8 protein-coding genes are annotated in these 14,622 nt (G+C 45.9%); all 8 read left to right on the top strand.

The features are described from left to right. Window positions 1-660 precede the first annotated feature (660 nt). Window positions 661-1,656 (top strand): 2-dehydro-3-deoxygalactonokinase, encoded by a 996-nt coding sequence (locus EXU57_RS14455; RefSeq protein WP_165958148.1) that lies wholly within the window; start codon window positions 661-663, stop codon window positions 1,654-1,656. An 896-nt stretch (window positions 1,657-2,552) separates the two neighbouring features. After that, complete coding sequence (locus EXU57_RS14450; RefSeq protein ID WP_207955484.1) at window positions 2,553-3,932, top strand: DoxX family protein; 1,380 nt, start codon at window positions 2,553-2,555, stop codon at window positions 3,930-3,932. A gap of 31 nt (window positions 3,933-3,963) precedes the next feature. Further along, window positions 3,964-5,628 (top strand): hypothetical protein, encoded by a 1,665-nt coding sequence (locus tag EXU57_RS14445; RefSeq protein ID WP_207955483.1) that lies wholly within the window; start codon window positions 3,964-3,966, stop codon window positions 5,626-5,628. A gap of 335 nt (window positions 5,629-5,963) precedes the next feature. Continuing rightward, the gene (locus EXU57_RS14440) at window positions 5,964-9,068 is read left to right on the top strand and encodes a SusC/RagA family TonB-linked outer membrane protein (RefSeq protein WP_133268937.1); all 3,105 of its coding nucleotides are present in this window, start codon (window positions 5,964-5,966) and stop codon (window positions 9,066-9,068) included. 12 nt (window positions 9,069-9,080) lie between these two features. Beyond that, window positions 9,081-10,412: a RagB/SusD family nutrient uptake outer membrane protein gene (locus tag EXU57_RS14435; protein WP_133268936.1), complete on the top strand. Its 1,332-nt coding sequence runs from the start codon at window positions 9,081-9,083 to the stop codon at window positions 10,410-10,412. A 58-nt stretch (window positions 10,413-10,470) separates the two neighbouring features. Continuing rightward, complete coding sequence (locus EXU57_RS14430; RefSeq protein ID WP_133268935.1) at window positions 10,471-11,424, top strand: cyanophycinase; 954 nt, start codon at window positions 10,471-10,473, stop codon at window positions 11,422-11,424. 8 nt (window positions 11,425-11,432) lie between these two features. Continuing rightward, window positions 11,433-12,362 (top strand): cyanophycinase, encoded by a 930-nt coding sequence (locus tag EXU57_RS14425; RefSeq protein WP_133268934.1) that lies wholly within the window; start codon window positions 11,433-11,435, stop codon window positions 12,360-12,362. 363 nt (window positions 12,363-12,725) lie between these two features. Further along, window positions 12,726-14,165 (top strand): phytoene desaturase family protein, encoded by a 1,440-nt coding sequence (locus EXU57_RS14420; protein WP_133268933.1) that lies wholly within the window; start codon window positions 12,726-12,728, stop codon window positions 14,163-14,165. Window positions 14,166-14,622: the final 457 nt, after the last annotated feature.

Below are 14,622 nucleotides of genomic sequence, written 5' to 3'. Positions count from 1 at the left end.
TCCCGTTGAGTTGTGTTGAATGTTATATGCTAAATGTTGAATGAAGCAAGTGTACACTTGTAAGGCTTGTCGTGCCGTGAAGAGTGAACCATTCAACGTATCAACTTATTGTCATCCCGAGTCACGAGGGATCTCGTCGAAAACGCAACTTGCGCAGCAGTCTCCCGAGGCACGAGGGATCCCGTTGAGCTGTGTTGAATGTTATATGCTGAATGGAGCACGTGTGAACTTGTGAGGCCTGTAGTGCGCGTGTTGATTTCAACTCAACTATTCAACCTATCAACTTGCGCAGCAGTCGAGAGATGGGATATGAGACGCGACTGAGGGAGCCTGATGAACTGTGTTCAATGTTAAATGCTATATCAATGTCGTTTAGTAAAGATTTCTTTTGGACCAAACTGCAAGAATTCTATAGAACATTGTTGCGTCGCACTCTTGTACTGCATAGCATTGCTGGGCGAATCAAAGGAACAAGGATCTAACTGAATAACTTCAGATGTTGAAACAAAATAATCTGGTCGTGTGTGGCTTGTTGTGCGGATCAACATTTGATCTATATCCCTAACTTTTCAACCAATCAACCAATCAACTGATCAACTTACGATCCCATCGCACAAAGAATCCCTTCGAAACTAATTGAATTGAAACCCACGGATGCTTATGGTAAAAGAAAACCTGTTCCTGAGTTGTGATTGGGGTACATCATCCTTTCGCCTGCGCCTGGTGGAAGTGCACTCATGTAAGGTAATCGCCCAGCGCAGCAACAACCAGGGTATTAATTCAATCCACCAGTTGTGGGTGGCGGCAAAACTCAACAATGCGCAACGGGTGCCATTTTACCAGGCTATACTCAAGAATGAAATCAGGTTATTACAACAGGAAACCCATCACCAGTTAGAAGGTGTTCCCCTGATTGTTTCGGGTATGGCATCTTCCACCCTCGGCATCGTGGAACTGCCTTACAAACCGTTACCTTTTTCAATCGACGGATCAGACCTGCAAACCGGGCATTTACCCGCTACAAATGATTTTAATCACAACATGCTGATCATATCCGGTGTTCGTTCGGATGATGATGTTATGCGTGGTGAAGAGATACAATTGGTGGGTTGTTCACCTGATCCTCAAGCCGGTGAACACCTGTTTATATTGCCGGGAACACATTCGAAGCATATTAAGGTAGAAAACGGCAAGGTGGTACACTTTCAAACTTTCATGACCGGCGAAATGTTTGATCTGCTATCGACCAGGAGTATTCTTGCCGGGAGTATTGAAAAGGGCTTGCCTGGTGCAGCCGGACCAGACCGGACGAGCTTTTTGCAAGGGGTGAATGATGGTAAATCGATGAACCCACTCCACGCTTTTTTTCTCGTGCGGACCAATGCTTTATTCGGAAAGTTGACCAAACAGGATAATTGGTTTTACCTCAGCGGCCTGCTTATCGGTTTGGAATTAAAGGATATCCCGATGTATGATTGCAGGATCACCCTCCTCGTAAATGAACAACTTCAGCCGTATTATTTACTGGCACTGCAGCAAATGGGGTTACCCGGTGAAATCTCGGTTATCAATGTTGATCAAGCCTTGCTGAACGGTCATTGTCAACTCTACCAAAAAGCTTCGCACTCTCCTTGGCAAACATCAACCAGCCTGTAGATTGTAATAAGTAATTGCTTTACGCAGGAGCGGCGGAAAAAGATGTAATCCATTCTTGATAGAACAACAAGTCTTTTCATTTTACATGATTACTCAAATGCGTTTGCTATTATGTAGCCACGAATGCCCAAGCATGAATTGACCTATCCTCAAACGCAAAAAAACTTGCTGAAATACAAAAAATATTATTCTACCAATTTGGTAGACTAAACTGAATTGCTATATTTGCCTTGTGATCATTTAACATCGATTTATGTCGATGGACTTGCCAACTCATAAATACAACTACCAGGAATGATGTACGCTTTACCAACTTTTAGTTCTGCTTGTATTCACATGAATGCAGTGTGTTTCTGTTGCTGAAAGCACCTGTTGTTAGCTGTAATAACTTAGTATAAAATCTTATCAACCCGGGTCGTAAGAGAGATTGCGTAAAGCAGGGTCTAAAGTATTGCCCGGGTGCTTATGCCTTGCGTGGTAACAATGAAGATCAATTAAGTTGACCCATAAGCAAGAACGAATATTTTAGTTGAAACAAAATAAAAAACCGGAACTGTTGGCGCAGTTCCGGCAGAATACTAACAAGGCTGGCGCGAACCAAACACGTTGCAATTTGCATTGCACGTGTAGACCTTATCATTTTTAAACCAATGCAAAAGTAATGAAAAAAGCCTCTACACACTACGGCACTACTTGCCGTCAACACCTGCAGGATTGTGAATGCACATACCCGTGTGCTGCCTGTTGTTGACTATAGCAATTTATTTTATATACGGCGATGATTGACTAACGGCGCTAAAGCTGTTGTGGCTAACGCGTGCTTATACAGCAACCTCGTGGCTGGGTTAAGTTCCCGTGTGCACTGCATACATATAATTCATTACTAATTTATTCTAATGTCATTACTACATCCAACAACCAACGACGAACCGCTAATCGTACCCGCGGTTCCACAGCAACCCTGGAAAAAGGCCCATAAAATTGTTTTCAGGATATTTTTTCTTTATTTCTTATTACAGGTCATTCCATTGGATCCGGTTTTCTGGCAGCAACTTTTTTCCATCAGCTGGAGCAACCTGCACTATGGCGATATCTTTAATCTTGCTCACTACCAACCGCGGTTTTTCGGTTCACAACAGCACTATGGAAACTGGGCAATCATCTTTATCATTGCCTTAATGGGTGCCATTACCTGGACCTATTTCGATCGTAACAAAACAAGGGAATACAGTGTGCTTTACTATTGGATCAGGGTGCTTGTACGATATCGGCTTGCGATTGCATTGCTGGCTTATGGTATGATCAAATTATTTCCCCTGCAGGCACCTTACCCGTCTATTAGTAATCTCAACACTGCATATGGCGACTTTAACCGGTGGAAACTATTTTCCCTGACACTTGGAATTGTTCCGTCATATCAGGCCTTTCTCGGGTTAGTGGAAATTGTATTTGCCTTATTGCTGTTATACCGGAAGACCGCAACGATCAGCGCGTTTATGATCGTAATATTTACAGGCAATGTTTATTTCTCGAACCTTGCCTACGAAGGCGGTGAACATGTTTACAGCCTTTACCTGTTAAGCTTCGCTTTGTTCCTGTTGGTGTTCGATCTGCAAAGGATCATCAGCCTGGTTATCCTGCAACGGGCGACACGGCCCAATACATTTAAGCCGGTGTTCATAGCTGGCTGGTTGCGTAACCTTCGGTTGCCACTTAAAGCCGCAGTGGTGTTCTTCTTTTTTGTTTTATATGGCTTTAAAACTGCTACTAATTACCGTAGGGACCCTTACCAGTATCCAACCCAACCGGGATTAACAGGTGTTGCCGGTCTTTATAACGTTGCAGCATTCCGTATAAACAACACAACCTTAGCATACGATAAAACGGATCCTATAAGGTGGCAGGATGTTGTGTTTGAAAAGTGGAACACCATCAGTATAAAGTCGAACAGGCCTGTCGTGACTGACTCAACTAACATCGATCAAATTGTTGCCGGCAGTGGGCGGCGCAATTACGAACTTGAGGGCTCAAAGGGACGTCATTATTACAGTTATGAAGTAGACAGCACGAATAACCTGCTTATCCTCCACAACAAAAACCCGCATTATCCAAATGAAAAGATAGTGCTGCAATACAATGGTGATCGCAGCCGGATTCAATTAAGAGGAATCGATTACAACAACGATTCCGTATTTGTCACCCTTCACCGCGTAAACAAAAAATACCTGGTACAGGAAGCTGCAAAACAAGGTCGCAGAAGCGGACTCAAACTCTGATCTACCCACAAGTAACTATTAATCTTCTCCCATGTCCTTATCCACAAGAAGCTTACAAGATCACCCTGTTGCAAAAAGCCATGTTTACCATGCTTATCCAACATCTACCCCCGTTATTGAGGATCGGGTTGGTGGCTGGAAAAACTATGAACGTTTCCTTTTCACGGTTGCATTTATATTCTTTATCAGCATCTCCATTCCGAACAGTATTGAATGGTACAGGCAATTAATCAGGCTCGACTGGACTGCACTTCATTATCGCGACCTGTACGACATTGCCCGTTTTGGTTCGGGGATCAACATATTTGGCAATACCATTTTCGGCAGCTCGCTGCTTGGCTATGCTAACTGGCTGATCACCCTTGCGGTATCCATAGTTGGCGCACTTGCCTGGACCCTTATAGCCAAAGCACTTAAAAGGGAACGGAGGGAATATAAGCTCCTCTATTATTGGCTTCGTGTAGTGGTAAGGTACCGTGCGGGTATCGGCATCATTGGTTTTGGTTTTACCAAGTTGCTGCCCACCCAATTGCCTTATCCATCACTGGGCATTTTGAACACCAATTTTGGGGACCTTACAGCCCAAAAGTTGTATTGGTTGTCGATCGGCATAGTACCATGGTACGAAGTGTTCGCCGGGGTTGTCGAGGTGCTTGCGGGCGCATTGTTGTTCTTCAGGCGTACGACTACCATTGGTGCTATTTTACTCTTTGCCGCACTTGCCGACATCGTGTATGTAAACTTTGCTTACGACGGCGGGGTGCATGTTTACAGTTCATATTTTGTATTGCTCGCCGCTTTTTTGTTGGTGGATGACGTACCTAAAATTTACCGGTTGTTTGTGCTCGAAAAGTATACGGTGCCCACGCAATACTACCCGGTATTTAATAAACCCTGGCAAAGGTTTACGCGCATCGGACTCAAGTCGGTGACCATCTTCCTTTTTCTGGTCGTGTTGTTCTACCTGCAACTGGTAAACTTCCTGTACGACCCTTATAAACAACCGGCAGTTGCAGGGGCAAAAGCACTGCGGGGAAACTATCATGTTAGCGAGTTTAAGATCAACAACCAATCATTAGCCCAGTCTCCGCTTGATTCAGTACGCTGGCAGGAGGCCACATTTGAGAACTGGTCGACGCTTACCTTCCGGGTTAATAAGCCCACACCGCTCGACCTGTCGAACGGCGGTGGTGATCCCCAGCGCGACTTGAACCGGACGTTTGAAGTGTCGGGGGTTGCAGGGGGGCAGCGGGTGTTTCACTACTATGCTGATGAACAAAATAAGGTATTGTACCTCGAAGACAAATACCGGGCAGCAGGGGATAGGCGAAATCGACCTTTCAATGCAAGTAGGAAGCGGAACAATGCTGCGCAACCAGCAGCAAGAAGGGATTCATCCACAGCTGCTGGCAATCCAGCGAACTGGATACCTGCGACCGCACTGGCAAACATAGGCGACGAACTATACAAGATACATCCGCTTGCCATGTCTACCCGCCGCAAACGTGAGTATGAAGCTGCACCAAAAGGGGAAATGCGAAACAGGATGATCCTGAACTATGAGACAATCGATGGAAGTAAAGTAATACTGCGGGGTGTCAACGAAAACAGGGACTCGATCTACGTCGTGCTTGATAGGATTGACCGCAATTATGCGCTTTCACCAGGAAGCCTGCAAGCGGGTAAATACGATTAACAAAGGCCACTTTTATTAAGTCATCAAAACAATTATTCATGGTGCGGTCACTATGCTGTTGATTACTGGTGAATAGCATTGTTGCCGTAAAAGAGAGTGACACAACGATGTTGAAAAGAAATCCTCAGCTGGCTCCCAAAAAAGTTTCTACTAAAGTTTTTCGGGATGCCGTTTGCAGGCGACCCGCACTTTGCATATCGGTTTCCGTTTTCGTGTATGGCTTTGAAGCGGTAAGCAGGTAAATAATCACCATTAACAAATTCAAGATCGCAATAACAGCAAGTTCAATTGGCGTTGACTGCTGTTCATCTTATCATCTTAAACCAAAAATTGAAATGTACCGAATTGTACCATCGCGAAATGCTTTAAGACGGCACCAACGGGATCACAGGAGAAGATTATCCTGGTTATTAGCAGCATTGATTTTATTGCTGACGAACTATTCAACAAACGCTCAAACCACACCACTCATCAACTCTACGCTTACAGGTACTGTTTTAGACGCAAGAACCCGGCAACCACTCCACCAGGCTGTGGTACACATTAAGGGAACCACGCATACCGTTGAAACAGATACCAAAGGAAAGTTTGATTTTGTAACCGGTCAAAAGTTTCCTTATACACTCGAGATCAGTTTTGTAGGCTACGAAAAACAGGAAGTTGAAGCAGCCGGAAGCCCGATAGAAATTTTGTTGAAAGAAGCACCCAAACAATTGAACGAAGTAATGGTGGTTGGTTATACCCAAACCCGGCGAAATGCGCAAACAAGTGCCATCACGACGGTGTCGGCGGGCGACCTCTCGAAAGCATCTTATACAAGCGTTACTGAAAAACTCCAGGGACAGGTACCCGGATTAATGATTGCCAGCAATTCTGGTGTTCCGGGTACATCTGTACTGGTCAGGTTACGGGGCGCGACCTCGATTACTGCCGGTAACGATCCACTGTATATTGTAGACGGGGTGTTTATCAACAACGAAAGTTTGCAAGGTTTATCAAGGGGATTGGGAGGGCAAACACCTAACCCGCTTTCCGACATTAACCCTGAAGATATTGAGTCGGTATCGGTACTTAAAGATGCAAATGCAACTGCAGTATATGGCGCAAGAGGTGCCAATGGGGTTATCCTGATTACGACAAAACGCGGTTCGAAAAACGCCAAAACAAAACTTAACTTCTCCGCTGATTATGGAATTGGCAAGGCAACGAATTTGTGGGAACTCGTTAGCGGCACGGAACACGCGGAACTTGTAAACCTTGTGCACCAGAACGATGGTAAAAGTTATGCGACACGGCCGTTCAGACCCCTGAGCGAAGTAGTTGCGGGTTTTCCGGCTTATGGTAATCCTGAAGATCAAAAAACCTATGACAGGGTAAGTGATGTTTTTCGCACCGCGCATTCACAACGGTATAATCTCTCTGTATCGGGTGGAGATGCCAAAACGAATTTTTACCTGGGTGGCGAATACCAGGAACAGGAGTCTACACTAAAGCTGCAGGATTTAACCCGTTATTCATTCCGGTTTAATCTTGACCATACCATTAACAGGAAAATTAAGATCGGAACCAGCAATAGTATTTCTAGTGTGCCCAGAACAGTTGTTCGTGTAGGCGACGGACCTGCAGGCTTGTTCCAGGCTGCCCTGCATACCCCAACATTTTATGCTTTTTATAATGCTGATGGCAGTTATGCAAAACCAACCGTATTCGACAACCACCTTGCGATACTTGCAAATTCCGACAATCACGCGGTAAGTCTTCGGAGTATTAATAATCTTTATGCCACCTACAGCATACTGCCCAACCTGTCGTTTAAAACCTCGTTGAGCAACGACTACAATAACTACCACGAGAAGGCCTATTACAATACCAACCTGGTGTATGGCCAACCTGCCGGCGAAGCCAATGATGTAACCACCACAAAGCAATCGCTGATTGCAGAACAGTTATTGAACTTCTACAGCAACCGGAACAACAACAGTTTTTCGTTTTTTGCAGGCAATACCGTACAGTATACAAAAACAGAAAGGCAAACGCTAACAGGTACCGGTTTTCCCAGCAACCAGTTTAAGCGTATTACTTCAGCTGCTGTGCAAACCGCTTCTTCATCAGGTTCTGATTATGGACTGGTTTCGTTTTTTGCAGGTGCAAATTATGCTTATGATAAACGGTACGTGATTGATGCAAACCTCAGGGCAGACGCATCTTCGCGATTTGGTGCGGATCGCCGGTGGGCTTATTTTCCATCGGTTGGGTTGGCATGGAACATCAGCAACGAGAAGTTCTACCCCCAAAATAGTACTGTCGGCAATCTTCGTTTGAAAACAAGCTATGGACTAACCGGTAACCAGGATATCGATGACTTTGCTTCAAGAGGTTTATGGACCGGTGGCCGCAACTATTCTGAGCTGCCGGGTATTGCACCAAGCCAGCTTGCTAACCCTGATCTGCGATGGGAAACCACCAGCCAGTTCAACATTGGCCTTTCAGGGTCACTCTTTAACGATCGCCTTACACTGGAAGCGGACTATTACCGTAAGTATACCTCCGACCTGTTGTTAAATGAGCCGGTCGCTGCAAAAACCGGGTTCTCCTCAGTATACCGAAACGTAGGGGAAATAAGTAATACCGGCTTCGAATTCCTGGCCAGTTCAAAAAACATCACTTCAAAAGATTTTACCTGGAACACCACTTTCACGGTTTCGCACAATACCAACAAAATTGAAAAACTAAGCACACCCATTACCGGCAGCTATGGTATGTACCGGTTGGAACAAGGTTTTCCGTTGTATTCTATTTGGGTGTACAACTACCTTGGTGTAGACCCGCAAACCGGAAATGCCATTTATGAAGACGTAAAAAAAGACGGTAAGATAACCGCAGACGACCGCAGGATTGTTGATGATGTATGGCCGCTTTTTGAAGGCATTTTCAAAAACACATTTACCTATAAAAACCTCGATGTAAACCTGAACCTGTTTTATCGCTCGGGCAACAAGCTCTTTAACTATACGGCCTTGTTTCTCGACGTAGGCGGTACGCGTGGTGTAACAAGGTCAATACAAAAATCCGCACTGAATTACTGGCAAAAGCCGGGCGATGTTGACGTATTACCTCGTCCAACATCAGTGATAAATCCTGATGGCAGCCGGAACTATGAAAGCAACTCCAGCCGCTTTCTTGAAGATGCGTCTTTTATACGGCTACGGGATATTTCGATTGGGTATACATTGCCTGCAAAGTTTACCTCTGCACTAAAAATCAGCAATGCCCGGTTTTACATCACCGGTAGCAACCTGCTGACACTTACCCGTTACAGCGGACCCGACCCGGAAACAAATTCTGCAGCCGATAGCGAAAGCGAACTTGTGCAGGGACTTGATTTCAACGGTGTACCGCAAACCAAATCTGTTAACCTGGGCGTGAACATCACCTTCTAAAATGTTTGAATTATGAAACTTACCAACCTCGTTTTTATATTGCTGGTTATGGTCTTTGGCGCCTGCAGTAAAGTGCTCGATACGGAGCCACAGGCTACCATTTCAGACGAAGCTGTTATTGTAGATGAAAAGTCGGCACAGGCCGCCCTGATCGGTACCTACGACGCGTTGCAGGGATATATCGGCGGAACCATTGTCGCCCTTGATCTTGCGGGTGACAACGTGGTGAATTTTAATAGTCAGAATAACCTTGTTGCCAATAAAACCGCGGCAAGTGGGGGTGGCGGTTTTTCATCGATGTATACCACCATCAACCGTGCAAACTTCGTCATCAATAAATTACCTGCGCTTGCAGAAGGCACCATATCTACTGCTGCGCGTAACCAAATTCTTGGCGAAGCTTATTTCCTGCGCGGGCTGGTATATTTTGATCTTGCCCGGGTTTACGGAGGTGCGCCAATCGTTCTTGAGCCTGCAGTTTCACCAACCAGTCACAAGGGCATTAAGCGGAGCACCCAGGTGCAAACCTATGCCCAGGCACAGGCTGACCTTGACAAAGCTGAAGCATTGTTGACCGAAAAAGTTGATCGGAACCGGGCTAATAAGTTCACCGTTTATGCCCTTAAAGCACGGCTCTATTTGTATACACAACGCTGGGAGTTGGCGGAAGAATATGCGTCGAAGGTCATCGCGGCCAGCAGCTTCAGCCTGGTAAAACCATTTTCAAACTTTTACACCGGAAAAAACACTACGGAGTCCATTTTTGAGATTGCGTTTAGCTCAGCAGACAGGAGTTCGTTTTACACCAACTGGCTCTCGCCGGCACAAGGCGGTCGGCACGATTATATCCCGGCCCGTGAATTTGTCGGCCTGCTGCTTGATCCGCAACAAGGTGGCTCAAGAAAGAGCCTGCTGTTTCAAACACCTGAAGGGGTTTACGATCTTATTCAGTACGGAAAGCAGGATGGCACCAGTTCCATATATGTATTGCGTATTGCCGAACAGTATCTCATCCGCGCTGAGGCAAGAGCTAAAAAAACCAGTCCGGATCTGCCGGGAGCAATCGCCGATTTAAACGTCATCAAAGCACGCGCCGATGTACCGGTGGTAAATTATAGTCCTTCGTTCTCAAAGCAGGACATCCTGCTCCTGGTTGAAAAGGAGCGCAGGTTGGAGCTGCCTTTCGAAGGACATCGCTTTACGGACATTGTACGCACCGGTAGAGCAGGAGAGGTGTTTGGCGCAATAAATCCAAATCTTAAAAACGAGCAATTCTGGATCTTCCCGATACCTCAGACAGAGATTATACAGGATCCCGACCTGGAGCAAAACCCGGGATATTAAGAGACCTTGTAAACAACACCTTCTACACTTGAAAAAAAATTAATCAACACCATCAATCATGAAAGTTAATAAGCTGCTGCTACCCTTATTGTTCGCCGGTGTAACTGCCATCGCACAAACACCTATAAAAATCAAAGAAACCGCAACCACCAAACATGGGCCCGAAAAAGGATCGCTTATAATCATCGGTGGCGGTGCAAACACACCTGAGATTTGGGCTAAATTTCTTGAGCTCGCAGGTGGAAAGGATAAAGCAGACATTGTTGTCATCACCGCTGCAACAGGCGATTCAGCCGCATATAATAAGCGCAGCGTAGAACGAATAAAAAAGGAGTTTGGCATTAGTAAAGTCACCATGCTGCACACTAATAATTTAACCGAAGCTAATAGCGAACAGTTTATCGCTCCGTTAAAAACGGCAACAGGTGTTTATTTTGATGGTGGTCGTCAATGGCGGATTGCCGACTCGTACCTGAACACCCTAACACACCAGGCATTTTTTGACGTGCTCAACAGGGGCGGTGTAATCGTTGGCAGTTCGGCAGGTGCAAGCATCCAGGGATCTTTCCTGTGGAGGGGCGATACAAAGGGCCCACACATACTCATCGGCGACCATACCCAGGGTCTGGGATTTCTAAAAAATTCAGCGATCGACCAACACCTGCTTAAGCGTAACCGCGAATTCGACCTGGTTGATTTTATTCGTAAGTCACCCGAACTCATCGGCATCGGTCTGGATGAAAGCACCGCCATTGTTGTTCAGCGTGATACGCTGGAAGTGTTGGGTAAATCATACGCGGTCATTTATGATCATAAAACCATTGTTGCAAGCAGCCAGGTTGCCGACTTCAGCAGCGACAGCAACACAAGCGAAGACGCACCGTCGGTGCCTGCTGGTCCATTCTTTTTTCTTGGTTCAGGGCAGCGGTACGACCTGAGAAACCGCAAAGTGATCCAGAATAACACAAGAAGGCAAGCCAATTCCCCTGCCGTTAACCAAACCATCAAATAAGCACAATTATGAAAAAGCTAGTCGTATACAGTTTATCCTTAGCGCTCTCTATAACAGTTATTGCCCAAACACCCATTAAAATCGATACCGCTTCTGCTACTGTTCATGGGCCCGAAAATGGATCGTTGCTGATCATCGGAGGCAACGTGGGCAATACTCCCGCCATATGGAACAAGTTTGTAGAACTTGCTGGTGGCAAAGAGAAAGCCCGAATTGTGGTGATCAGTGCGGCAACAGGCGACTCTGCAGCCTATCGCAACGATGAGGTAGAGCAGATTAAAAAGTACACCGGCATAAAAACCGTAACCCTGCTGCATGCAACCAGCATTACAGAGGCAAACAGCGATGGATTCGTTGCACCCCTTAAACAGGCCACAGGTGTATATTTACTTGGTGGCCGGCAGTGGCGAATAGCCGATTACTACCTAAACACCTTAACCCACCAGGCTTTTAACGAGTTACTGAGACGCGGTGGGGTAATTGCAGGCAGTTCTGCCGGCGCAAGCATCCAGGGTTCGTTTTTGTGGCGCGGCGATACCCATAATGCACGCATCCTGGTTGGTGATCATACCCAGGGACTCGGCTTTTTAAAAAATTCAATAATCGACCAGCACCTGTTGCGGCGCAACCGGCAATTCGATCTTGTTGATGCGGTAAAGCAGGCGCCACAACTGATTGGGCTGGGACTCGACGAAGCAACGGCAGTAGTGGTGCAACGAGACATTCTTGAAGTGATCGGGAAGTCGTATGTGGCGGTTTACGATTACAACACCATCACCGGCAAAGGCAGGCAGCATGTTACCGGCGATAAAGAAGATTATACCGCCTCGTCGGGGCCGTTCTTCTTCCTGGGCGAAAACCAGAAATACGACCTTAGAAAACGCGAGGTTATTAAAACGATACCCGTGCGTGGTGCGGCGACTTCCGGGGGACAATAAACATTGCACATTTAAGCTGTACCCCAACAACCATGGCGGCAATCAAAAGCATATGGCGAATGGTAACAATCAACAGGTCAGCAACCAATGTCGTTCGATTAAGAAATTTCTTTTGGACCCAACTGCAGTATTTTAATTGTAAATCGTTGCGTCGCACTCTTGTACTGCATTTCACTCTTGAACAAATCAGCGATACATGGCTTAATCAGACGACACTAATTAGCAATTTTCAATTTCAGGGCTGACATAGTATTTAAAATAAAACAGCGGCTAACTACAGGGTAACGTATTTACATTGGATCTAATAATTGAAATTTGAACATTCGTTGGATCCGGTTGTAACGGGGGTGAGAAAATACAAATATGGCAACAAAAGATTACGACGCGGTGGTAGTAGGTTCAGGACCAAATGGTCTGGCAGCAGCAATTCATTTGCAGCGGCAGGGACTTTCCGTACTACTGCTCGAAGGTAAGGACACCATCGGTGGAGGCCTCCGCACAGCCGAGCTAACCCTTCCCGGCTTTAAGCACGACATCTGTTCTGCCATTCATCCGCTTGCTGCTGCGTCGCCATTTTTCAGCACGTTGCCGCTTGCAGATTTTGGGCTTCGTTTTATTGATCCGCAACTTGCAGCCGCACATCCTTTCGACGATGGAACGGCCGCAGTGCTTAGCCGTTCAATAATTGATACCGCTGCGCTATTGGGAGCGGACAAAAACAAATATCTCCAACTCGTCGGCTCTGTTGTAGCCGACTGGCCAAAACTGGATCGCGAGTTGCTTGCGCCCTTTCACATACCGGCAAGCCCAATTGCAATGGCACGGTTTGGTTTAAAAGGTTTGCAGCCCGCAACCTGGTTTGTGAAAAACTTCACCACGGAAAAGGCAAAGGGTCTATTTGCTGGTATGGCTGCACATGGCATTCAGCCCTTGTCGAACATTGCCACAACCGCGATCGGCCTCGTATTGATGGCCGTTGGCCATACCGGCGGATGGCCCATACCGGCAGGTGGGGCTGATCGTATTGCTGATGCACTTGTACGGTACTTTGTTTCTATTGGCGGACGGATCGAAACCGGGGTGATGGTAAAATCGTTAAAGCAATTGCCATCGGCACATGCAGTAATGCTTGATGTTACGCCACGGCAACTGTTACAAATTGCAGGTCATACCTTTTCCTCCATTTATAGGTGGCAGCTTGAAAGATATCGTTACGGCATGGGGGTATTTAAGATCGATTGGGCACTCGACGATATCATTCCGTTTACCGCACCCGAATGCCGCAATGCAGGCACCATTCACCTGGGCAACACCTTCGCGGAAATCGCCGGTGCAGAACAACAAACGGCTGATGGTACACCTGCCGAAAAGCCCTTTGTGTTACTGGCGCAACAAAGCCAATTCGATCCTTCACGAGCACCGGAGGGAAAACATACGGCATGGGCTTATTGCCATGTACCAAATGGTTCAACCACCGATCGCACCGCTGCTATCGAAAACCAGGTAGAACGTTTTGCCCCAGGCTTTAAAGAACGGATACTGGCACGTCATACTTTCAACACTCAACAAATGGAGGAGCACAATCCAAATTATATCGGGGGCGATATTAATGGCGGCATTATTGACATAAGGCAATTGTTTACGCGGCCTGCGCTACGCTATTCACCTTATCGCACATCAACAAAGGGCATTTATATCTGCTCTTCGTCTACACCGCCCGGTGGTGGGGTACACGGCATGTGCGGTTACCATGCAGCAGAAAGGGCATTGAAAGACTTGAAGAAATTAAAAATGCAAAATTAAAAATGCAAAATAAGAACGCAAAAACGAAGTGGTCGACAGTTGAATTCAAAAATGATTATCAAACGATATCATTCATCATCGGTAATTCGTCGTTGATTAGTTAGCAAGTTTTTATAGACCCAGCTATATGACTTCAGCCAGGTGGGCTTGTTCTGCATTGCATCATTAAGCAATCAAAAGGCCGCGAGCACAACTAAACAATATTGATTCATTGTTCACTACTTCTGACTCATTCAACATTTAACATACAACATTTAACATAGTCTCGGCTCATGACTTATTCAACATTTAACATACAGCATTTAACATATTCTCGGCTCATGACTCAGTCAACATTTAACATACAAGATTTAACATAGTCTCGGCTCATGACTCATTCAACTTTTAACATACAACATTTAACATAGTCTAGGCTCATGACTCATTCAACATTTAACATACAGCATTTAACATATTC

Source organism: Segetibacter sp. 3557_3 (assembly GCF_004354985.1).
Lineage (GTDB): Bacteria > Bacteroidota > Bacteroidia > Chitinophagales > Chitinophagaceae > Segetibacter.
This window is presented reverse-complemented; position numbering and strand designations above follow the sequence as displayed.

Coding starts and splice junctions, on each gene's coding strand:
- EXU57_RS14455 (WP_165958148.1), top strand. CDS start 661: ATGGTAAAAGAAAACCTGTTCCTGAGTTGTGATTGGGGTACATCATCC.
- EXU57_RS14450 (WP_207955484.1), top strand. CDS start 2,553: ATGTCATTACTACATCCAACAACCAACGACGAACCGCTAATCGTACCC.
- EXU57_RS14445 (WP_207955483.1), top strand. CDS start 3,964: ATGTCCTTATCCACAAGAAGCTTACAAGATCACCCTGTTGCAAAAAGC.
- EXU57_RS14440 (WP_133268937.1), top strand. CDS start 5,964: ATGTACCGAATTGTACCATCGCGAAATGCTTTAAGACGGCACCAACGG.
- EXU57_RS14435 (WP_133268936.1), top strand. CDS start 9,081: ATGAAACTTACCAACCTCGTTTTTATATTGCTGGTTATGGTCTTTGGC.
- EXU57_RS14430 (WP_133268935.1), top strand. CDS start 10,471: ATGAAAGTTAATAAGCTGCTGCTACCCTTATTGTTCGCCGGTGTAACT.
- EXU57_RS14425 (WP_133268934.1), top strand. CDS start 11,433: ATGAAAAAGCTAGTCGTATACAGTTTATCCTTAGCGCTCTCTATAACA.
- EXU57_RS14420 (WP_133268933.1), top strand. CDS start 12,726: ATGGCAACAAAAGATTACGACGCGGTGGTAGTAGGTTCAGGACCAAAT.